General features: G+C 64.1%; 17 protein-coding genes. 6 read left to right on the top strand and 11 right to left on the bottom strand.

Features of this window, described 5'->3' with window-relative positions; genetic code table 11:
• Positions 1–93 precede the first annotated feature (93 nt).
• Together GA566_RS18460 and GA566_RS18455 are read right to left on the bottom strand one after the other, a co-directional pair.
• Positions 94–1,476, bottom strand: coding sequence for an ATP-binding protein (locus GA566_RS18460; protein WP_160473630.1), 1,383 nt, complete (start codon positions 1,474–1,476; stop codon positions 94–96).
• Complete coding sequence (locus GA566_RS18455) at positions 1,473–2,210, bottom strand: response regulator (protein ID WP_137923476.1); 738 nt, start codon at positions 2,208–2,210, stop codon at positions 1,473–1,475. The genes GA566_RS18460 and GA566_RS18455 overlap by 4 nt, the downstream gene beginning before the upstream one ends.
• 250 nt (positions 2,211–2,460) lie before the next feature.
• Here GA566_RS18455 and GA566_RS18450 point away from each other — a divergent pair, with 250 nt between their 5' ends.
• Both GA566_RS18450 and GA566_RS18445 read left to right on the top strand, forming a co-directional pair.
• Positions 2,461–4,197, top strand: a complete 1,737-nt coding sequence (locus tag GA566_RS18450; protein WP_202126832.1) for a glycosyltransferase family 39 protein — start codon at positions 2,461–2,463, stop codon at positions 4,195–4,197.
• 36 nt (positions 4,198–4,233) lie between these two features.
• Entirely contained in the window at positions 4,234–5,289 is a 1,056-nt protein-coding gene (locus tag GA566_RS18445) for a bifunctional UDP-4-keto-pentose/UDP-xylose synthase (protein ID WP_160473629.1), read from the top strand.
• Positions 5,290–5,443: 154 nt separating this feature from the next.
• On the opposite strand, the gene GA566_RS18440 is transcribed toward GA566_RS18445, so the two are convergent.
• The 5 genes from GA566_RS18440 to GA566_RS18420 form a co-directional block, all read right to left on the bottom strand.
• Positions 5,444–7,834 (bottom strand): TonB-dependent receptor, encoded by a 2,391-nt coding sequence (locus GA566_RS18440; protein ID WP_160473628.1) that lies wholly within the window; start codon positions 7,832–7,834, stop codon positions 5,444–5,446.
• Between the two features lie 10 nt (positions 7,835–7,844).
• Positions 7,845–10,058, bottom strand: coding sequence for a TonB-dependent receptor (locus tag GA566_RS18435; protein WP_370459324.1), 2,214 nt, complete (start codon positions 10,056–10,058; stop codon positions 7,845–7,847).
• 181 nt (positions 10,059–10,239) lie between these two features.
• Positions 10,240–11,387, bottom strand: a protein-coding gene (locus tag GA566_RS18430; protein WP_202126831.1) for an IS3 family transposase whose coding sequence is annotated in 2 segments (ribosomal slippage) — positions 10,240–11,129 and positions 11,129–11,387 — 1,149 coding nt in all. Because the reading frame shifts where the segments join, the coding sequence is not laid out codon by codon here.
• A gap of 198 nt (positions 11,388–11,585) precedes the next feature.
• Complete coding sequence (locus tag GA566_RS18425; RefSeq protein WP_160473627.1) at positions 11,586–12,554, bottom strand: FecR domain-containing protein; 969 nt, start codon at positions 12,552–12,554, stop codon at positions 11,586–11,588.
• A complete protein-coding gene (locus GA566_RS18420) occupies positions 12,555–13,067 on the bottom strand; it encodes a sigma-70 family RNA polymerase sigma factor (RefSeq protein ID WP_160473626.1) in 513 nt (170 codons plus the stop codon).
• Positions 13,068–13,377: 310 nt separating this feature from the next.
• Between GA566_RS18420 and GA566_RS18415 the strand changes: the two genes are divergently transcribed.
• Positions 13,378–14,727, top strand: coding sequence for an epoxide hydrolase family protein (locus GA566_RS18415; protein ID WP_160473625.1), 1,350 nt, complete (start codon positions 13,378–13,380; stop codon positions 14,725–14,727).
• A gap of 16 nt (positions 14,728–14,743) precedes the next feature.
• Here GA566_RS18415 and GA566_RS18410 read toward each other — a convergent pair whose 3' ends face one another.
• Positions 14,744–16,006: a TIGR03862 family flavoprotein gene (locus tag GA566_RS18410; protein WP_160473624.1), complete on the bottom strand. Its 1,263-nt coding sequence runs from the start codon at positions 16,004–16,006 to the stop codon at positions 14,744–14,746.
• 30 nt (positions 16,007–16,036) lie between these two features.
• Positions 16,037–16,903 carry an amidohydrolase family protein gene (locus tag GA566_RS18405; RefSeq protein ID WP_160473623.1) on the bottom strand — a complete coding sequence of 289 codons (867 nt, stop codon included), beginning with the start codon at positions 16,901–16,903 and terminating at the stop codon, positions 16,037–16,039.
• 118 nt (positions 16,904–17,021) lie between these two features.
• Between GA566_RS18405 and GA566_RS18400 the strand changes: the two genes are divergently transcribed.
• The 3 genes from GA566_RS18400 to GA566_RS18390 all read left to right on the top strand — a co-directional run bounded on the left by GA566_RS18400 (position 17,022) and on the right by GA566_RS18390 (position 19,822).
• Positions 17,022–17,762, top strand: a complete 741-nt coding sequence (locus GA566_RS18400) for a GntR family transcriptional regulator (protein WP_160473622.1) — start codon at positions 17,022–17,024, stop codon at positions 17,760–17,762.
• 72 nt (positions 17,763–17,834) lie between these two features.
• Positions 17,835–18,812 (top strand): tripartite tricarboxylate transporter substrate binding protein, encoded by a 978-nt coding sequence (locus GA566_RS18395; RefSeq protein ID WP_137923485.1) that lies wholly within the window; start codon positions 17,835–17,837, stop codon positions 18,810–18,812.
• A gap of 20 nt (positions 18,813–18,832) precedes the next feature.
• Positions 18,833–19,822: a tripartite tricarboxylate transporter substrate binding protein gene (locus GA566_RS18390; protein ID WP_160473621.1), complete on the top strand. Its 990-nt coding sequence runs from the start codon at positions 18,833–18,835 to the stop codon at positions 19,820–19,822.
• Between the two features lie 39 nt (positions 19,823–19,861).
• Here the strand turns inward: GA566_RS18390 and GA566_RS18385 are convergent, their stop codons facing one another.
• Together GA566_RS18385 and GA566_RS18380 are read right to left on the bottom strand one after the other, a co-directional pair.
• Positions 19,862–21,238 (bottom strand): ATP-binding protein, encoded by a 1,377-nt coding sequence (locus GA566_RS18385; RefSeq protein WP_160473620.1) that lies wholly within the window; start codon positions 21,236–21,238, stop codon positions 19,862–19,864.
• On the bottom strand, positions 21,235–21,942 hold the full coding sequence (locus GA566_RS18380) for a response regulator (RefSeq protein WP_160473619.1): 708 nt from the start codon (positions 21,940–21,942) through the stop codon (positions 21,235–21,237). The genes GA566_RS18385 and GA566_RS18380 overlap by 4 nt, the downstream gene beginning before the upstream one ends.
• Positions 21,943–22,096 lie beyond the last annotated feature (154 nt).

Raw genomic sequence — 22,096 nt, 5'->3', positions numbered from 1 at the left:
GAATGATTACTATTTGGTGTTGCTGGGATTTGTTGAATTGTGGCGAAATGTGGCAACGCCGGATCGACTACCACGTTTCGCCACAATCGCCGCCTAGGCAGGTAGCTCGATCACGGCACGCAAGCCGCCTGGTTCCCGGTTATGCAGCGTGACATCGCCACCGTGCGCGCGAATGCACGAGCGTGCAATGGCCAGGCCCAGGCCAAGACCGCCGGTCTCGGTGCTGCGGGCCGCATCGAGCCGCGCAAAGGGCTCGAAGACCTGTTCCAGATGTTCGGGATCGATACCCGGCCCGCTGTCATCCACCTCGATGCGCAACGCTCCCGGTACAGCATCGGACCGGACCTTGACGCGAACTTCGCCAAAGCGCGTCGCATTGTCGATGATGTTGCCCAGTCCACGCTTCAGATGCACAGGGCGGCAGCGATACAACACGTCAGAGGCCAGTTCGCTCTTGAAGCTCACTGATCGTCCCTGAATGGTCTGCTGATCGACTACCTCTCGGACCAGTTCCTCGAAGCACACGTCTTGCGTCGGCTCGCGCAGGGCATCGTCACGCGCAAAGCCCAGGATTTCCTCGACCATGATGCTCATCTCGTCCAGCGTCTGCACCATGGCATCGCGCAGCGGCTCATCATCGATGAACTCCGCGCGAATGCGCAAAGACGTCAGCGGGGTGCGCAGATCGTGGCCAATGGCCGCCACCATCTGCGTGCGGCCGTTCACGAAGCGCGTGAGACTGGCCTGCATGTCGTTGAATGCCTGCGTAATCTCGCGGATGCCGCTGAGTCCGTCAGGCGCGGGCAGGATGACCTGTTCGCCACGACTCACGCGCTTCGATGCTTCCGTCAGATTCCTGAGCGGACGCATGATGCGACGGCCAAACAGCAGCGCGATCAGCGCGGTGGGCAACATGCCCACGAGCAACGAGAAACTCAATACGCGCGACCAGTGCGCAGGCAACATCGTCGGCAGACTGCGGCTCAACAGCCATTGGCCATTCGGCAGCCTGACGTCGATGTCGAGTCCCCATGCGTGATCGCTCCGAAACGCATGGTCGAGCCCGTTCCGGTGCGCGGGACGCCCGCCTTCCAGCGCGCCCGGCCCCACCCGCTCCAGCCGCACATACACCGGCACATCGTTCGATATCCCCAGCAACGTGCGCAGTCGCTTGGCTATCGCCGCTTCCTGTTCGCCAGTCTCCGGAAAGCCGGCCAAGGGATGGATGGCCAGCGTGAACGTGGTATCGGGCAGGCTGATGTCCTTGAGCACGGCCTCGGCGTCGGCAGAGCGCTCGGCTACCCGATAGGCCGACAGCACGCGTGTTTCGATGGTGCGAATCGATAGCGGATGGATGGTCGCGTTGTCCGCGCGCCACCACGTCAGCGCCACCACGGCAATCACGTGCGCGGCAACGAGCGCGAGGAGCCACAGCGCAATCAGTTGCCCCGACAAACTGCGCGGCAGCCACTTCATACCGGCTCGGCCAGCACCCGGCTCGTCAGCAGGTAGCCGTCGCCGCGCACCGTCTTCAGCATTTCCGGACGCCGGGGGTCCGGCTCCAATTTCTTGCGCAGGCGGCTGACCTGACTGTCGATGCTGCGATCGAATGTGGCGGTATCGGACCGCTGCGTGAGATTCAGCAACTGGCTGCGACTCAGCACACGATTGGCGTTCTCCACCAGCGCGCGGAGCAGATGGAATTCGGCGGTGCTGATCGGCACATCGGTGTCGGAGGGGTTCCGGAGTTCGCGGGATCGCGTATCAAACGTCCATCCGCCAAAGCTGAATCGATACTCGGGCTGCGCAGGAGGAAGCGCCATATCGCGATGTTCCGCGGGTCGATTGCGCCGGAGCACACTGCGAATCCGGGCCACCAGTTCGCGCGGATCAAAAGGCTTCACCACATAGTCGGACGCGCCGATTTCCAGGCCTGCGATGCGATCGGCCTGTTCGGCCACCGCCGTCAGCAGAATGACTGGCGTGCCCACACGCTCGGACACAAAGCGGCACAACGACAGGCCGTCTTCGCCGGGAAGCATGATGTCCAGCACGATCAGGCTGAAAGAACGTTCCTCCAGCCGTTGCCGCATGGCCTTGCCGTCGCCCACGGTCTCGACTTCGAACTCGAAGCGGCGGAAGTATGTGGCCAATGGGTCACGAATATTGATGTGATCGTCGACGATCAGAATGCTGGGACGCGCGTCCATACCCCTCGAACTTACAAATAAGAATCATTCCTCGCGATTCTAGCTTAACTACTATGCCGCGCCGACGCGCCTGGCGCCGTACAGGGAGCACGCAAGCGCGCCGTTCCTGTCACGGTCTGATGCTTTGGTGTTGGAAACCACACAGCTTAATGTTCGATTAAGGTCCATTCGATAGTCTCGGGAAAAACGTGCCGGCCTGTGTTCTCACGGGTCCGTCGCGATCGACATCACCGTTTCCTGACACTCATCGATGCTGCAACGAGAGGCCCAGCGCCCCCCGCTTATTTCGCATGACGTACCGTTGCCCCGTTATCGGCCGCTCGCAACGGGCAACGCCTATCTGATGTGGATTGCGGTGTTTGTCGGCGTGGCGCTCGTACTCTGGTTTGGCACGCTGGGGTTGCGCCATCTGGTGGGTCCGGACGAAGGCCGCTACGCAGAGATTTCGCGCGAGATGCTCACCACCGGCGACTGGGTGACCATCCGCTACAACGCACTCAAGTACTTCGAGAAGCCGCCCTTCCATATGTGGGCAACGGCGGTCGCCTACGCGCTGTTCGGCATCGGCGAATGGCAGGCGCGTCTGACCGTGGCACTGGCCGGGCTGCTGGGCATTGTCATGACGATGCTTGCCACCTGGCGCTGGTTCGGCCCGCGTGCCGCAGCGTTTGCGGGCCTGGCGCTGCTGGCCGCGCCCATGTGGAGCGTGGCGGCGCACTTCAATACGCTCGACATGACCCTGGCCGGCGTCATGTCATGCATCCTGGCCTGCATGCTGATCGCCCAACACCCCGATAACACCGCGTCCCAACGCAGGACATGGATGCTGGCGAGCTGGGCGGCGATGGGGGTGGCGATCCTGACCAAGGGTCTTGTCGGTATCGCACTGCCGGGCCTGGTCCTTGTGGTCTATACCTGCATCACGCGCGACTGGAACCTGTGGCGACGCCTGTACCTGCTGCCCGGTGCCGCGCTCATGATGGCGATCAGTGCACCGTGGTTCTATCTGGTTTCCACCCGCAATCCCGAGTTCCTGCACTTCTTTTTCATCCACGAGCACTGGCAGCGCTACACCTCCAACCTGCATGCGCGGGGCGGACCGATCGTGTACTTCGTACCCCTGATTCTTGGTGGATTCCTGCCATGGATCGGCCTGTTTCCGCGCATCTGTGCCGCCATCCGCCTGCCCGCCGCGCATCGCCGGACAACGTTCCGCCCGGCCCTGATGGCCGGGGTCTGGGCCATCGCGATCTTCACGTTCTTCAGCCTGTCGCATTCCAAGCTGCCCGGCTATATCGTGCCCGTGTTTCCGGCACTGGGCATCCTGGCGGGCGTGGCGCTCGACAAGATCGACGCCCGCGCATGGCGCAAGCAGTTGATGGGCATGGCCGTGCTGACCAGTTGTGGCCTGCTGGCCAGCCCCGTGGTGGCCACGCTCAACGCCAACCACACGCCCAACATGTTCTGGCGCGCCTATGCGATCTGGGCCGCGCTGGCATTTGTGCTGATGCTGTTGTCCATCGCCGTCTCGTTCCTCTTGCTCCATCGTGGCGTGCTGCGCAGCGTGGCGGTGTATGCGCTCGGCATGTACGTTGGCTTCACCGTGGCGCTGCTGGGTCATGAGACCGTAGGCGGGCCGGCCTCCGGCGCCAGCCTTGCGCCCCAGGTCAAGCAGATCCTGACACCCGGCATGAAGCTCTATGCCCTGGAAATGCTGGACCATACATTGCCGTTCTACGTCGGGCATCCGCTCACCATGGTGGGCTCGGCGGACGAGCTGACTTTCGGCGCCGAGATGGAACCGCAACGTGCAGTGCCTGACATTGCCACGTTTGCGAAGGACTGGGCCGGCAAGGCTCCGGCGCTCGCCGTGATGTCGCCCCAGACCTACCTGGAACTCTCGCCAGCCTTGCGCTTCTACGTCGTGGACCGCGACTGGCGCCGGGTGGTCGTGAGCAACAGGCCCGTACCGCTCCCCTCCCGCTGAATTCTTTTTTGTTCACTCCATTTTTTCGAATTTCTTATGCAGCAAAAGCGAGTCCTGATCCTCGGCGTCAATGGCTTCATCGGCCACCATCTGACGCGCCGCATCCTCGAAACCACCTCGTGGGAGGTCTACGGCATGGACATGGCCTCCGACCGCCTTGGCGATCTGGTGAACCACCCCCGCATGCATTTCTCCGAGGGCGACATCACCATCAACAAGGAGTGGGTCGAGTACAACATCCGCAAGTGCGATGTCATCCTGCCGCTCGTGGCCATCGCCACCCCGGCCACCTACGTGCGTAACCCGCTGCGTGTGTTCGAGCTGGACTTCGAGGCCAACCTGCCCATCGTGCGCAGCGCCGTGAAGTACGGCAAGCATCTGGTCTTCCCCTCGACCTCCGAGGTCTACGGCATGTGCACCGACGACGAATTCGACCCCGAAGCCTCGTCGCTGGTCTACGGCCCGATCAACAAGCCGCGCTGGATCTACGCCTGCTCCAAGCAACTGATGGACCGCGTGATTCACGCCTATGGCATGGAGCAGGGCCTGAACTACACGCTGTTCCGTCCGTTCAACTGGATTGGTGCCGGGCTGGACTCGATCTTCGAATCGAAGGAAGGCTCCTCGCGCGTGGTCACCCAGTTCCTGGGTCACATCGTGCGCGGCGAGCCGATCAAGCTCGTCGATGGCGGTGCGCAGAAGCGTGCCTTCGCCGATATCTCGGACGGCATCTCGGCGCTGATGCAGATCATCGAGAACAAGAACGGCGTGGCCAGCGGCAAGATCTTCAACATCGGCAACCCGGCCAATATCCACTCCGTGCGCGAACTGGCCGAGATGATGCTGTCGATGGCTGCCGAGTATCCGGAATACGCCGAGTACGCGCAGCAGACGAAGATTGTGGAGACCTCGTCGGGCGAGTTCTACGGCAAGGGATACCAGGACGTGCAGCACCGCGTGCCGAAGATCGACAACCCCATCGAGGAACTGGGCTGGAAGCCTGAACTGAACATGGAACAGGCGCTGCGCCGGATCTTCGAAGCGTATCGCGACAAGGTGGTGGAAGCGCGGACGTTGGTGGGGGGCAATTGAACGGCACGGTACAAATGTCGTGTATGGACACTTTGGACATTTGACCGCTGCGCGCGGCGCTCCGCCAGAAGACGTTCGACGTCATCTCTCGGTTTGCTCCCCTCTCCCATGACATGGGAGAGGGGAGCAAACCAGCGGTGTTTGAATACCCACCTCAAAACCCCACCGTCACCGAAGCCAACACCGTCCTCGGATCAGCCTGCGCCAACCCGCCATACGCATCCACGGCCACCCATCCACGCCGGTTCAGGACATTGCGCACGGCAAGGCGCAGCGTAGTGGGATAACGCCCGCCTTCCAGCCGATATCTCAGGCCGAGATCCCATCGCGTCCACGACGGGATGCGCTGCGTATTGGACGCATCCACATACTGCGATCCGCTGTAGGTCAGGAACGTCGTGAAGGTCAGTCCCGGAACGGGTGGCGCATCCAGTTCCACGCCAACGTTGGCTTGCCATGACGGCACGCCGATGGGGCGCTTCCCGCTCAATGCCGGGCTTTCGGTAATCGCGGCATCCACCCACATGGCACTGGCACTAAGACGCACACCGGGCAGCAACTCTTCGCGCACCGCGAACTCCAGTCCGCGATTGCGCTGCTCTCCATCGGCACCGTAGCGCGTGCCCGACATCACGCCGCTTACACGGCTGATCTGGAATGCACTCAAGCTGGCCGCCAATTGCTGCCGCGCAAACCGCAAGCCAATTTCGTATTGCGTCGTGCGATACGGGGCAAGCACCTCTCCTGCATTCGAGGCACTCGTCGGCGCCACTTCGCCTTTGCTCAGGCCCTCGACGCGGTTGGCATAGAGCGACACCGACTGGCTCGGCCGAAACACAATACCGAACATTGGCGAGACGGCGCCCTTGTCGTACTGGGCGATGGTGCCGCCATCCGGATTGAAGTTGTCGGACCGTATCCGCTGGTAGCGCAAACCGGCCGTGAACTGCAACGCGCCATCCAGCATGGCTATGGTGTCAGCCAGCGAGATGCCGGTGAGGAACGTCGAGGACACCTTGGGCACGCTGGCCGGTTCGGGAATGAATTGCTGCGGCAAGGCAACCGGCGCATAGAGGTTGGTGAGCGAGGTGATCGATGAATTCACCAGCCCCCGGTTGAGCTGATCCCGGTAGCCGCTCAGCGCGAGCGCGAGCCGATGATTCAGCGGGCCGGTGTCGAAGTTCCAGCGTCCACCGGCCTCCGCGCTGGATCGATCCACCTCGAACCGGTAATTCGTATCGAAGACCGACACATCGCCGGTCTCGTTGAGGATGGTCGGCGTGATAGGGAACACACGGGCCACGCGCGTGCGGCCACCGCCCGCATAGGCATAGAGCTGGAAGCGATCGTCCACGTCGTAGGTCACGCGGGCGAGCACCGAGCCATCGTTGATGCGCGAGGTCTCCCAAGGCTGGGAGATATTGCGATGTCCGTCGGGCGCGGCCGGCACTGCGATACCGGGCACGATATGCACCAGCCGGAACGGCGCCGAGATTGTTTCGTGCTGGCCGATCACATCGAGACTCGCTTTCAGGCGGCTGCCGCGATAGTCGAGCGCCAGCGCTCCCGAACCTGCACTGCGATGCTGATTGTCGAGCGCGGTGTCTCCCAACCGATACCCGCCATTCACACGCACCCCGATTTCCCGATCGTCGCCGAACCGCTTGCTGACATCGACCGAGGTGCCGAATTGATTGACCGAGCCGTAGTCCACGCCGACTTCGGTACGATCTTCTTCCGCGCGCTTCGGCACGATGTTGATGGCGCCGCCGATGGCACCGCCCGGCGACATGCCGTACAGCAGCGTGGTCGGCCCCTTGATCAGTTCGATGCGCTCGACATAGCCTGTGGCCACGCGATAGTTCGATGCGATGCCGTAGACCCCATCGAACGCGATCTCCCCGAAATTCCCGTTGCTATAGGGAAATCCGCGAATCGTGAAGGCGTCGAGAATGCCGCCTGGTTTGCTGACCGAGCGCACCGACGCATCAGTCTCGACCACATCCGCAACGCTGTACGCCAGGAGGTCCTGGATGGCACGTGCATCGAAGCTTCGCGTGCTGACGGGCGCGTCGAATGCATCGACATTGCCCAGCAGTCCCAGACCAGCCTCGCCTCCTTCAACAACCCGCACGGGCGTGCGCCGGCCAAACACCGTCACGGTAGGGAGCGTCAGCGGTGCGTCCACGCCATTGGTCGACGCAGCAGACGTCCTGCGGATTGCATAACCGCCGTCGCGCAGATCGGCCACGTCGAGATCCGTGCCCTCCAGCAGCTTGCGTATGCCTTCGAGCACGCCGAAGCGCCCGGCCAGCCCGGCACTCTGGCGCTTGGGCAGCGCGTCAGCCTCGAAGACCAGATCGATCTTCGAAGCCGACGCAAACTGGATCAGCACTTTGTCGAGCGGCCCCGGCGGTATCGCGTACAAACGCACCTCCGCTGCACCGTCGCGCACGGATTCCGCAGCCGCGCATGCCGGCGTGCCCACGGCAACGAGCATCGTGGCAACGATCGCGCCGAAGACCGCGCGATAGCTCATCGACATGGACCTTGCATCAGAAGTCCACCGTGACCGAACCCAGGAACGTACGCGGTGCGCCTTGCGAGATGGTGCTGTACGACGCCACGCCGCCCCAGTAGTTCTTGTCGAAGGCGTTGATAACCGTGGCGCGGAACGTGGTGGCCTTGCCCGCCACCTTCGTCCGGTATCGCGCACCGAAATCGAACGTCGTCCACGATGCCACCTGCTGAGTATTGGCCTGGTTGACGTTGACGCGGCCCGTGTAGTTCATCCCGCTGGTCAGCGTCAGCCCTTGCAGCCACGGCAGATCCCATTCGGCACCGAGGTTCGCCATGACGTTTGGCACGCCGACCGGACGATTGCCCTGCGTTGTCGGGCTATTGGTCTGCGTCAGCTTGCCGTCGATCCACGTCACACCACCGAGCAGGCGAACGCGGCGCACCACTTCACCGGCCACGGTCAACTCCAGACCCTGATTGCGCTGCTCGCTGTCGATCGCATAGACGGTGCCGTACAACTGGCCGCTGGGCTTGGTCATGCGGAACGCGGACAGGGTTGCCAGCAGCGAGCCAGAATCCACCTTGACGCCCACCTCCTGCTGCTTGGTCTTGTACGGCGCGAACACCTGCCCGGCATTCGACGCCGTGGCCGGTGCGATATCGCCCTTGCTCAGCCCTTCCACGTAGTTCGCATAGAACGACACATTACGCCACGGCTTGAAGACGATGCCGGCCAGCGGCGTCACGGCGCTTTCATCGTAGCTGGCGGATTTCGCGCCCGTCGCCGTGTTGTAGTTGCTCGACTCTACCTGCTGATAGCGCAGGCCGAGCGTCAGCGCGACGCGGTCGTCGAGCGCGCTCAGCGTATCCACCAGCGCCACGCCGGACAGCGTGGAGTCCGACACCTTCGGCACATACTTCGGCGGCGCAATGGACTGCGCCGGGCGTACCACCGGGTTGTAGATGTTCGACTGGACCGGCGTGCCCGCCACGTTCGCATTGGCGATACGGTCTGAATAGAAATTGCCTTGCACGGCGAACGAATGCCTGACCGGACCCGTATCGAACTTCGCACGCACACCGGTATCGAACGACATCCGGTTGATCTGGAAGCGCCAGTTCTGCACCGCTGCAGACGTATCGCCAGCGGCGTTGAGGATGGTCGGGGTCTGATCCGAGAGACGGGAGACGTCCGAGCGCGTGCCGCCGGCATCGGCATAGACAGTCACGTTGTCGGCCACGTCATACTCGACACGCAGCAGCGTGGAGACATCGTTGGATTTCCACCAGGTCCACGGCTGGGTGACATTGCGCCGCCCGTCCGGCGCCGCAGGAACCTTGATGCCGGACGCCACGAGGAACGGCCGCGTCGGTGCATCGATCCATTGATACTGCTCGATCAGATCCAGCGAAGCTCGCAGGCGTTCGCCACGATAGTCGAGCCCCACGGCAGCCACTTCACTGCGCGACTTCTGGTTATCCAGCGCCGTGCCGCCCTGCCGATGCAGGCCGTTGAATCGCACGCCCCACTCCTTGTCCTTGCCCCATCGACGGCTCAGATCGACACCACCGCCCACCTGTGCGTCCGAACCATAGTCGAGCGTGAAGCGGTTCAGATCGACATCGCCGGCACGCTTGGGCACCACGTTCACCACGCCACCCACGCCGCTATTCGGCGACATGCCATAGAGCAACGCAGCCGGACCCTTGAGCACTTCCACACGTTCGATGTATTCGGGGAACAGGTGATAGTTCGGCGAGACACCGTACACGCCGTCGAAGGCGATTTCCGACAGATTGCCCTCGTTGATCGGGAAGCCGCGAATCATGAACGAATCGGTCACGCCACCGGTCTGGCCGGTGAATCGAATCGACGGGTCCGCATTCAGGACATCGGCCAACGTCACAGCCTGCTGGTCCTCGATACGCTGCGCGGTATAGCTGCTTGTGGAAAACGGCGTATCCATGTTGCCGCGATTTCCCAGCATGCCGAGACGGCCACCGCGTGCGGTCTGGCCACCGGCATAGGGTGCGGGCAACTCGCTGGCTTCATTGGGCACTGCGGCGCTCACTGTGACCGTAGGCAGCGTGGCTTCCGTGGTCTGCGCGTAGGCATCGAAGGACACCGCTCCCGAGCCAACGGCAAGGCAGAGCATCGCCTGATACACGGCGGCGGTGACAGGCTTCAGGGGAAAGCGACATGAGGAAGGAAAACGGGAAAGCTGACGGCGGAATTGCGGTTGCGACATGGTTCGGAGTCCAGGCAGGTTGAAGGGTGTTCCTACCTACCAAGCCGGACAGCCAAGCCAATCCCCTCAATTCATAGCGAATAAATTTGTAACGACGCTGGAGCTTCCTGCCTGTTTGCTCCCCTCTCCCGCGTGCGGGAGAGGGGTTGGGTGTAGTGGTCAAGTAATCTTGGACACTTTTTCAGGCAGACCTACTCTTTAAAGCCTCGTACTCGGCCGGCGGCATGTCTTGCGTCGCCGAGTGAAGCCTGCGATGGTTATAGAAGAACAACGCGTAGTCCGTGATGTCCGCCTTCGCCTCCGCGTGATTGCGGTAGGCACGGTCCCTGATGCGCTCGCCCTTGAGTGCACAGAAGAATCGCTCCACCACCGCGTTATCCCAGCAATTCCCCGCCCGGCTCATGCTTGGCGTAATGCCTTCTTTCTGCAGTTTGGCCTGGAACGACAGGCTTGAGTACTGACTGCCCTGATCCGAATGGAACAGCAATCCATCCGTTGGCCTTCGGTTGCCGAGGGCTACGTTCAGTGCCCGTGTGACCAGGCTGGTGTCGGCGCACGCCGAGAAGGCCCAGCCGACCACTCGACGCGAGAACAGATCGATCACCACAGCGAAGTACATCCATCCCTGCTGCGTCCACACGAACGTGATATCGCCCGCCCACACCCGATTGGGTAGCGACACCATGAACTGCCGGTTCAGCCGATTCGGCGCGATTGCCGAGGATTTGCCGCCTTTCGAGTAGTAGTGGTGCCGTTTGCGCTGCACCGCCACCTGCGCTTGCTGCATCAAGCTCCTGGCCCGATGCCGCCCCACCTTGTGCCCCGCGCGGCGAAGCTCTTTAGACATGCGGCGCGTCCCATAGCTTTGACCGCATTCCTCGTGTATCTGCCTGACTTTATCCACGAGCGCCTCGCTCTGCATGTTGGGCCTGGCTCGCCGAGCCTTCCACGCATAGTAGCTACTGCGCGGCGCGCCAAGCGCCTTGCACACGACCGCCACCGGCCAGACCTTCTCCGCCTGCTCGATCACTTCGTATTGCGATCGAGTTCCTTGACGAAGAAGGTCGTGGACTTTTTTAGGATGTCACGCTCCCGTTCGAGTCGTGCCACTTGCTTCTCCAGCTCGCGGATACGCGCTTGGTCTGGCGACATGTTCGTCGGTCCAACAACCACCGGCGCTGCCTTCGGCTGCCGGTCGCCAAGCCAGCGTCTCAGCGCCGTCTCACCCACGCCGAGCGCCTTGGCCGCCTGCGTAACCGAATAGCCTTGCTCCAGTACCAGATTCACGGCGTCAGCCTTGAACTCTTCCGTAAAGCCCTTGCGTGCCATTTTTTCACCTCTCCAGTTGACTCGAAGTCTACCTTTTGAGGTGTCCAGGTTTATTGGACCACTACAGGGGGAGAGGGCCAGCGATGAAAATTGCGACGTGGTCGGCAAGCAGAACCTCCTGCCCTCTCCCCCACCCCTCTCCCACTTCATGGGAGAGGGGAGCGCATGGCGACAGGCGTTGGTCCATGCGGACGGCCATCACCCCCTCCCCACCTTCACCCAATACCCCGTGAAATAAGACACCTTGATCGGCAGCGCCTTCTCCAGGAAGCGCAAAGTCCGGTCCGTGTCGTCGATGCGGTAGGCGCCTGACACCGTCAGGTCTGCCACCGAGGGATCGCAATCGATGCGGCCATGCCGGTATCGCGCCAGTTCGGCCAGTACGTCCGCCAGGCGCATGTTGCTGCCGGAGAGTTGGCCGTTGGCCCAGCTATCGGGCGATATGGCGGAGGCGGGGCGTTCCGTGCTGGTGACCTGCGACATGTCCCAGGTCGTACCTGTCTGGGCAACGGCCGTCGCAGCGGTGCCGTCATGCAATGCCACGGCGCCTTCCTGCACGCTCACGCGCGCCACGTCCTCATCGAGTCTTACGGTGAAGCGTGTACCAAGCGCGCGCATCGTGCCGAACGCTGTGCGGACGCGGAAGGGTCGCGTGGCGTCGTGGCCGGTGGTGACGAGGATCTCGCCGCGACGGAGCAGGACGTCCCGCCGTTCGGCATCGAAGCGGATATCGATTGCGGTGTCCGTGTTGAGCACGATGACCGTGCCGTCATCCAGCGTCAACGTACGCTGCTCGCCCACGCCGGTGCTGGTTTCCGCCAGCCAGCGTTGCCATGGCGTGTAGTGGTAGCCGGTGGACAGCCCCAGTACCGATACGCCACCGAGTGCCAGCACCTTGAGCGCCTGTCGGCGCCCGGTCTGTCGGCGGCCACGGATGGCATCGGCGGTCTGCAGCGTCTCCAGCGCGAGCGGTGCGGGAATGCGCGGGAAATCTTCGCGCAGTGACTGCACGCGCTGCCATGCCAGCTTGTGCCGAGGGTCCGCGCCTTCCCATGCCAGGAAGCGCTGCCGCGTGTCATCGCTCGGATCATTGAAGAGTAGTCGCACAGCCCACTGGATGGCCTGATCGACGATCTCCGAAGAAAGGTCTGCCTGCGAAGCCGGCATCTACTCGGTGCCGAACCGCAGTTCGTAGCATCGGCGCAATGCCTGGCCGATGTAGCGCTCGACGGTGGCCAACGACATGCCGATGTGCTCGGCGATCTGCGGGCAAGTCAGCCCATCCAGTTGTGCAAGCAGGAAGGCAGTGCGGACACGCGGCTTCAGCGTGTCGAGCATGCGATCGATTTCCATCAGGGTCTGAAGGAAATGCAGCCGGCTCTCGGGAGATGGCGCGTGGGCCTCGGGCAGATGCGCCAGTGTTTCCAGCCATGCCTGTTCCAGTTCGCGCCGCCGCCAGAAATCGATCACCAGCCCGTTGGCGATGGTGCCGAGATAGGTGCGCGGTTCGCGGATGTCGGCCACTTTCCGGTGCAGCACGCGTACGAACACGTCCTGCGCCAGGTCGGCCGCATCGCAGGCATTGCCAATCTTTCGCAGCAGCCAGCCTTGCAGCCATTGGTGATGGCGTCCGTACAGGGATTCAACGTGGGAGTGCGCGCCGGGATCGATGGCGGTCATGACAGGACAACCTGAGACAAGTCCCGACAATGTAACCGATTCTCATTTACAGATAAAGGATGGAGATCCAAGAGCGTTGCGAAAAGCCAAATCCCGTTGCCCTATGGCGAAACGACCGCCTGCCATTGCACTTCCGTATCGCTCTGTATCTCGGCCTCGGATAGATACACAGCGGTTCAAATCGTGCGTAACGCGACACGTTCAACAACCACTGGCTCCCTAGACTCCGTCCGTCACGACAGTTCGTGAACGATCCCAACGGTCGAAAACCAACACCAACACAACGCGCAGTTCAGGAAGGAGCCCATCCATGTCACGCGTCTCGATCCGCAGCATCCCTCGCACGTCTTCCACTCGCTTTGCCCTCGCGGTCAGCGCCGCACTGGCCAGCCTGGCGCTGGTTGCCCACGCACCGCACGCTCACGCGGCAGAGCCCGCCAACTCGGCCACGCCGCCCGCCAGCAAGGTAGCGGCAGGCGACGAAAGCATCCGCCCGTTCAAGGTTCATGTCCCGCAAGCGCAGCTCGACGATCTGCGCCGCCGCATCGCCGCCACCCGCTGGCCTGACCAGGAAACCGTTGCAGACGATTCGCAGGGTATCCAGCTTGCGCGGGTCAAATCGCTCGTGGAGTACTGGGGCAAGGACTACGACTGGCGAAAGGCCGAGGCGCAACTGAATGCACTGCCCCAGTTCGTCACGCGGATCGATGGCGTGGATATCCAGTTCATCCACGTCCGCTCGAAGCATCCCAACGCCATGCCGCTGATCCTGACGCACGGCTGGCCCGGCTCCATCTTCGAGTTCATCAAGACGATCGGCCCGCTCACGGACCCGACAGCCTATGGTGGCCGAGCCGAAGACGCGTTCGATGTGGTCATCCCGTCGATTCCGGGCTACGGCTTCTCGGGCATTCCGCGTGAACTGGGCTGGGGTCCGGATCGCACCGCGCGTGCCTGGGACGTGCTGATGAAGCGCCTCAAGTACACGCGCTACGTCTCGCAGGGCGGCGATCACGGCTCGGTGGTTTCCGATGCATTGGCGCGTCTGGCGCCTCCGGGGCTGCTGGCAATTCACCTGAACATGCCGGCTACCGTGCCCGGACCGCTGATGAAGTCGATCCTCGCGGGCGATCCGGCGCCGGCTAGCCTGACGGCACCCGAGCGCGACGCCTTCCAATCGCTGAGCACGTTCTTCGGCCGCAACGCCGCGTATGGCGCGATGATGGTCACGCGTCCGCAGACCATCGGCTATTCGCTCTCCGACTCGCCGGCTGGCCTCGCATCGTTCACGTACGAAAAGATTGCCGCCTGGAGCGATAGCAATGGCGTGCCGGAAAATGTGCTGACGCGCGATGCCATCCTGAACGACATCACGCTGTACTGGCTCACGAACACGGGCGCCGCGTCGTCACGCTTCTATTGGGAGAACAACAACAACAATTTCAGCGCCGATGCGCAGAAGACACGCGAGATCAAGGTGCCAGTTGCCATCACCGTTTTCCCGCATGAAATCTACCGGGCGCCGGAGAGCTGGAGCAAGCAGGCTTACCCGTCGCTCAACTATTACAACCAGGTGAGCAAGGGCGGCCACTTCGCGGCATGGGAGCAGCCGCAACTGTTCGCTGAGGAATTGCGCAAAGCGTTCCGTCCGGTGCGCTAACGGCTGCGGGTCGGCATCACCCTCGAAGGTAGTGTCCGGCCCCTGCCCCCGCCACGCGCCCGCTCGCAAAGCAGGCAGTCAGCAGGTAGCCGCCAGTCGGCGCTTCCCAATCGAGCATTTCTCCGGCGCAGAACACGCCGGGGAGCGCGGTCAGCATCAACTGGTCGTTCATCGCTTCGAAACGAACACCGCCGGCCGTGCTGATGACTTCGTCGATGGGCCGTGCGCGCTCGAGGCGCAGCGGCAGTGCCTTGATCGCTGCGGCCAGCGCCACGGGATCGTGCATGGCCTCTTTCGACAGCACCTCGCGCAGCAGGCTCGCCTTGACGCCGGTGATGCCCAGCCGGCTTTGCAGATGGCTCGACACCGAGCGCGATCCGCGCGGGTGGGCCACTTCGGCAGCTACCGCCTCGGCGGATCGTCCCGGTGCGAGATCGAGCGTGATGGTGGCGGAACCGTGCGCCGTGATGAGATCGCGGATCGGCGCGGAGAGTGCGTAGACAAGACTGCCTTCGATACCCGATTCGCTGATCACGAATTCGCCTTGCCGATGCAGCGTCGTACCATCGTCGAGCGTCACATCCATCGCCACGGCCTTCACCGGCTCGCCCGCATGCCGCGTGCGGAGCAGTTCGGACCACGCGATATCAAAGCCGCAGTTGGCGGGCTGCAGCGGTGCCACATCCACGCCACGCGCGGCCAGCATCGGCAGCCATGCACCATCGGAGCCGAGCCGGGCCCAACTGCCGCCGCCCAGCGCGAGCACCACGGCGCGCGCCTGCACTTCGATCTCGCCGTCGCGGCTGGCAAAACGCAGCACGTGCCAGCCATCGACAGCATCCGCAAACCCGATCCAGCGATGCCGCGTATGAATGCCCACGCCCGCTTCACGCAGGCGATGCAGCCATGCGCGCAGCAGCGGCGCTGCTTTCATGTCGGTGGGGAACACGCGCCCGGAACTGCCGACGAAGGTGTCGATGCCAAGGTCATGCACCCAGGCGCGCAGCTTGTCGGCGCCGAAAGTCTCCAGCAGCGGCGCGATCCGGTCCACGCGTGCACCGTAGCGGCCAAGAAAGGCGTCGGCAGCCTCGGCGTGCGTGATGTTCATCCCGCCCCGGCCTGCCATCAGGAACTTGCGCCCCACCGATGGCATGGCGTCGTACACCTCCACCGACACGCCCTGCGCGGCGAGCATCTCGGCCGCCATGAGGCCAGCCGGGCCACCACCGATGACGATGGCGCCATCATGGCGAATGGGAGAAACCGGCAAATCAGGCATGGCGCGAAGGGGAATCGGGGAGCCGGTGCATTATAGGCGCTGCGCGTCCCCACGCCGTGCAAATCCGGCAATTCCGTCAAATCCATAGAGGGCGGCGGCGTTGCGCCAGCGCAGTGCGTCGGCCAGTTCAGGCTGCGCGGCGATCCACGCCAGTACGGCGCGGCATTCGTCGGCGCGGGCCGGCGCTTCGTGGTTGGTCCACGGCCAGTCGCTGCCCCATAGCAGACGATTGGTCCCGGCCACCTCGGCCCATCGCCCGATCAGCATCGGCCAGCCTTGCACATCCGCCAGTCGATAGGGCGCGCTGATCTTGACCCACAGCGCGCGGCGCGTGCGCACGTCAGCCGCCACGTCGAACACAGGGTCATCCGCGCCCGCCGGACCGGGCCGGCCAAAGTGGTCGAGCACCACCGGTACGCGCGTCGCGCCCAATGCAGCATCGAGCGCGGACAACACGGCGGCACCCTCGCCATTGCCCGTATGGATTTCCACATGCCAGCCGAGTTCGTGAATCCGGCCGAACAACGCGCGCCACGGCGCAGTCGCGATGCGTCGCCAGCCATCGTCACCGTACAGGTTCAGGCGGATGCCCCGCACACCGGCCTCGTCGAGCACGGCCAGTTGCGTGTCTTCAATGCCGGGATCGACCACCGCCACGCCTCGCAACCGCTCCGGCATGCTGCGCAGCGCCGCAAGCAACGCGCCGTTGTCCGTGCCGAGGAAACTGGTCTGCACCACCACTCCATGCAGGTCGCCATGCCCCCCCATCGCCACCTGCCAGCCCTCCAGCGTGGCGCCATAGGGTGGGCGATAGCGCGCGCCGGCCACGGCTATGCCGGCATCGAACACATGGAAATGGCAATCGACCAGCAGCGTGGCGTCTTTCGTCTCGGACACGGGGAAATCTCCTGTGCGGGTAAGCCCTGATATGGCATCGACGGCCCATCCGGGTACTCTAGTCCTCTATAGGAGTCGAATCTAACACGGACGCTCCAGACTTCACAACGCCAACCTTATGCCAGACCTTGCCACCCCTGCCCCCGGATTAAGCCGCTATGGGCAGATTGCTGCCCGGCTACAGCAGAAGATCGTCTCGGGCGAATGGATGCCCGGCGCGGCCATTCCTGCGGAAAGTGCGCTGGCCACCGAGTTCGGCATCGCGCTCGGCACCATTCGCCAAGCGATTGCCGTGCTGGTGCAGGAGGGCCTGCTCGAACGCTTGCAGGGCAAGGGCACCTTCGTGCGCACGGGGCTCAGTGGCGCGAGCATGATGCGCTTCTTCCGTTTCCGCAGCGAAGCCGAAACGGCATCCGCCGCCATCCCGCGTTCGGAAATCCTGTCGTGCCGCGCGGTGCGCCTCGACAAGACCATGGCCGGCCGCTTCGGGCTGGAGACCGGTGCACGTGGCCTGGCCATCTCGCGTCGCCGCTGGGTGGCGGAGCAACCGCGCCTGATCGAATCCATCTGGCTGCCGCTGCCGCGTTGCGCCCCCTTGCAGGACCTGCCCGTCTCGGATTGGGGCGATCTGCTCTATCCGCTGTTGTGGCAGCAATGCGGCATCACCGTGCATCGCGCGATGGACGAGGTGACGTTCCGCCCGCTCGACGCCGAAGAGGCCGCATCGCTCGCCTTGCCCGACGGCCACCCCTGCGCGCTCGTGACCCGGCAGGCCTATGACATCCAGGGCCAATGCGTCGAGTACCGGCTCACCCGTGGCGACGCCTACGCGTTCCGCTACACGGCCGATATCCGCTGACGCGCCACCGCCCACCGCCCACCGCCCACCGCCCACCGCCCACCGCAATCCATAAAACACGACGGAGACACCATGCGTTACTTCACCCACCTCGCGCTCGCCAGCGGCGCATGCCTGGCGCTGCCTGCTGCCCCGCTGCATGCCGCCGACGCACCATGGCCAGCGCGCCCCATCACCATCGTGGTGACTTACCCACCCGGCGGTGGCGCGGACCTGATGGCGCGCCTGATCGCCCCTGCGCTGGGACGCGAACTGGGACAGACCGTGGTGGTGGAGAACCGTCCCGGCGCGGGCGGCCAGATCGGCGCGTCCTACGTAGCCAAGGCGGCGCCCGATGGCTACACGCTGATGGTCGATGCGTCGTCCTATGCCGTGAATCCGAGCCTCTATCCGCGCCTGCCCTACGATCCGGCCAAGGCATTCCGCGCGATAGGCGTGCTCGCGCGCTATCCCAACGTGCTGGTCGCCAACCCCTCGTTTCCCGCGAGCAGCGTGAAGGAAGTGCTCGCACTGGCCCGGCAGAAACCCGGCACCGTGGCGTATGCATCGTCGGGCAATGGATCGGCGCAGCACCTTTCCGGCGTGCTGTTCGAGCAGCGCGCCAACGTGGATCTGCTACACGTGCCGTACAAGGGTGGCGGTCCCGCGATGACCGACGTGATCGCGGGCCAGGTACCGCTGTTCTTTGCCAACGTGGCGTCGAGCCTGCAACACATCAAGGCCGGGAAACTGCGCCCGCTCGCGGTGACCAGCGACACGCGCACCAGCGCGCTGCCGTCCGTGCCGACCATGCAGGAGGCCGGCGTGGCCGGCTACGAAGTCTACGAATGGAACGCCGCGTTCCTGCCCAGCGCCACGCCCGATGCCGTGGTGGCGAAGCTCTCGGATGCGCTCCACAAGGTCATGGGCAGCCCGGAAATCAAGCAGCGTGTCGCCGAACTCGGCGGAGAGGTGGTGGCCGCGCCTCCGGCCGAAGCCGCGCGCTTCATCGACGCACAGACCCGGAAATGGGCGAAGGTCATCAAGGACGGCAACGTCAAACCCGAGTAAGACAACCTGGCAGAGCAACCATGTCCAATTTCCAGTCCGATCGCCGGCACGCGCTGTCGCTGCTCGCCGCCTTTGGCGCCAGCGCCCTCGCCCCGTCCCTGGTCCGCGCGCAGGCGTGGCCGTCCAAGACCATCCGTTTCGTCGTGCCGTTTGCACCGGGTGGCAGTTCCGAGATCGTGGCGCGCTCCACGGCCGCAGAACTGACCAAGCTGCTTGGCGTGTCCGTGTTCGTCGAGAACAAGCCGGGCGGCGCGGGCAATATCGCCATGGGCGAGGTGGCGCGCGCCGATGACAACCACACGCTGATCCTCGGCCATATCGGCACGCTCGCCGTCAATCCGTACATTTTTCCGAAGCTGCCCTATGACCCGGTCAAGGATTTCCGGCCCATCTCGCTGCTGTCGAAGGTGCCAAGCCTGTATGTGGTACATCCGGACGTGCCGGCCAAAAACCTCAAGGAGTTCGTCGCGCTCGCCAAGAGCAAGCCGGGCAAGTTGAACTACGGCTCCGCGGGCAATGGCAGCGCCGGGCACCTGGCGTTCGAATACCTGAAAGCAACCACGGGCACGTTTATCACGCACGTGCCGTATCGCGGCAGCGGTCCGCAGATCACCGACCTGCTCTCGGGCCGGCTCGATGCCGCCGCCATCGGTGCACCGGCCATTCTCCAGTTCATCAAGACGGGCAAGGTGCGATGCATCGCCACGGGCACGGCCCAGCGCATCCCGCAACTGCCGGACGTGCCCACCGTGGCCGAGCAAGGGTATCCCGGCTTTGAAATGACGCAATGGTATGGACTGATGGCGCCCGCGACGCTGCCGCAACCGGCTGCCGCCAAGCTCGCCGAAGCCACGATCAAGGCGGTCAGGAGCCCGTCTTCCGTGGAGCGCCTGGGCGCCGACGCGGCGCTGGTGGTGGGCAGTACACCCGAGGAATTCGCCCGATTCATTGCCGCAGAGCAGCAGCGCTGGAAGCCGATCGTGGCACGCGCGGGTATCAAGCCGGACTGACGGAAACCGAGAGCACCCACCGGCCCGGAGGCACAGCGGTCACGTGGCTTCCGGGAGTAGCCGGCGTATGCGCACCACCAGCCCGGTGCCCGCCGCAGCCGGCCGGTTCGACAGTTCGACAGTCAGCCCATGCAGATAGGCCACGCGCCGGGCAATCGAAATACCCAGCCCGCTGCCCTGCTCTTGCTGGCCAGCAGCCCGGAAGAATCGGCTGCCGAGACGCTCCAGATGTTCGGGCGCCACGCCCGGGCCGTGGTCCGCCACCTCGATATGGTCGGTCCCGAAGGCCAGCGTCACCACGGACCCGCACGGGCTGTAGCGCAGCGCGTTGTCAAGCAGGTTGCGCAGCATCGTACCCAGCAGCACCGGATCGCCGCAGATTTCCAGCGGCTTGCCGCCATCCGCGGGCCACAGGATTTCCATATCGACATGGCGCCGGTCGGAGAGCTGCAGGCAATCGCTGAAAACCTGCTGCGAAATCTGCTGCCAATCCACGGCTTCGCCCGCAGCCAGCGGTTCCTCGTCCTCCAGCCGGCTCATGGTGAGCAACTGCGACACCAGATGGCTCAGCCGCTCGATGCCGACTTCCACATTGACCGCAGCGCGCGCGCGTTCTTCCGTATCGGGCGAGCGGCGCGCCACCTCCCACTGTGCCTTCAGCGCGGCCAGCGGTGTGCGCATCTCGTGCGCGGCATCGGCGGTCAGGCGGCGCTCATGTTCGAGCAGCGTGGAAACCCGCTCCAGCAGCGTGTTCATCGCGCGGACCAATGGCGTCAATTCGGGGGGCGCACCCTCCAGCGACATCGGCGTGGGATCGCCCGGCGTGCGTGCGGCAATGGCGTGGGAGAGCGCCAGGAGGGGACGCAACATGCGCCGGATCGCCCAGACCAGCAGCGTGGTCAGCAGCGGCAGACCGAACAGCCATGGCAGGGCCTGCGCCTGCACATAGGACACCACCAGCTCGTTGCGCTCGGCCACGATCTGCCCCACGCACACCCGCCAGCCGGCAGCGGGATCGTCGAGGTAATACAGGCGCCACTTCGCTCCATCGATCGTCATGTTGGTGAAACCGTGAATCGCGGGCATGCGGGGCAGTCGGTCGCCATCGGGATCGATGTGCAGGGCTTCGCCGCCCGGGCGCCATGCGGCAATGGCGAGGTCGCCCAGCCCCGCGTCGCCCAGATCGCCAAGATCCGTATCGCCTGGTTGCGGCCCGCTCGATGGCAGCGGCGATTTCGCGTTGGCGTTCATCAACGGCAGTACCGCCTGCATCTGCTGGGCCATGCGCACCATGGCGGTGTCGTACAACTCGTTGATTTCTTCGTGGGCACTCAGGTAGACCAGCGCGCTCGTCAGCAGCCATGCAAAGGCCACCGCCGCCAGCACGGCCAGTATCAGCCGGCGCTGCAGCGTCATGTCTTGCCTCCCTCGGCAAGGTCCGCTGGCGGCGCGTCAAGCGTATCGGGCGCGCCCAGCGTGTAGCCTGCGCCGCGCAGCGTGCGGACGATGGCCGGATGGATCTTGCGGCGCAGATGATGGATATGCACTTCGAGCGTATTGCTCTCCGTACCTTTGTCCCACGCATAGAGCTTGTCGCGCAGGAAATCCCGGGTCAGCACACGATTCGGATGACTCAGCAGGATTTCCAGCAGTTCAGACTCCCGGCTCGTCAGGTCCACCGACTTGCCGTGCCAGAGCGCCAGCCGCGCGGCCGGATGATATTCGAGCGGACCATGGCTCCAGACCGGCTCGGGCATTCCTGCCGTCCGACGGCTCACCGCGCGTAAGCGTGCCGCCAGTTCGTCGAGCGCCACCGGCTTGATCAGGTAGTCGTCAGCGCCGGCGTCCAGCCCGCCGATGCGGCTCGCCACGGCGTCACGCGCCGTCAGCACCAGCACCGGCGTCAGGCGCCCCTGGCGGCGCCAGCGTGTCAGCAGCGCCACGCCATCGTCGTCCGGCAGGCCGAGGTCCAGCACCACCGCGTCGTAGTGCATCACCGCCATGGCACTGTCCGCTTCCGCACCCGTGCGGAACCAGTCCACGGCATGCCCGATCAGCTTCAGCCCACGCTGGAGGCCGTCGCCAAGCATGGGGTCGTCTTCAACGATAAGGATTTTCATGGGTGCGGGATCGATACGGACGTTGGCCCCGATATCTATGTCAGCGCGAATGTTACCCGGACGCGCTGAATCTGGAATGAAGGAACACCGCACCGAGCGCGCCGGGCACCACTTTTTTCAAGAACGGTTGGCAGGTTTCGCCATCTCGCGGGTC

Origin of the sequence: Cupriavidus sp. SW-Y-13 (assembly GCF_009793345.1) — a bacterium.
Classification (GTDB): Bacteria; Pseudomonadota; Gammaproteobacteria; order Burkholderiales; family Burkholderiaceae; genus Cupriavidus.
This window is presented reverse-complemented; position numbering and strand designations above follow the sequence as displayed.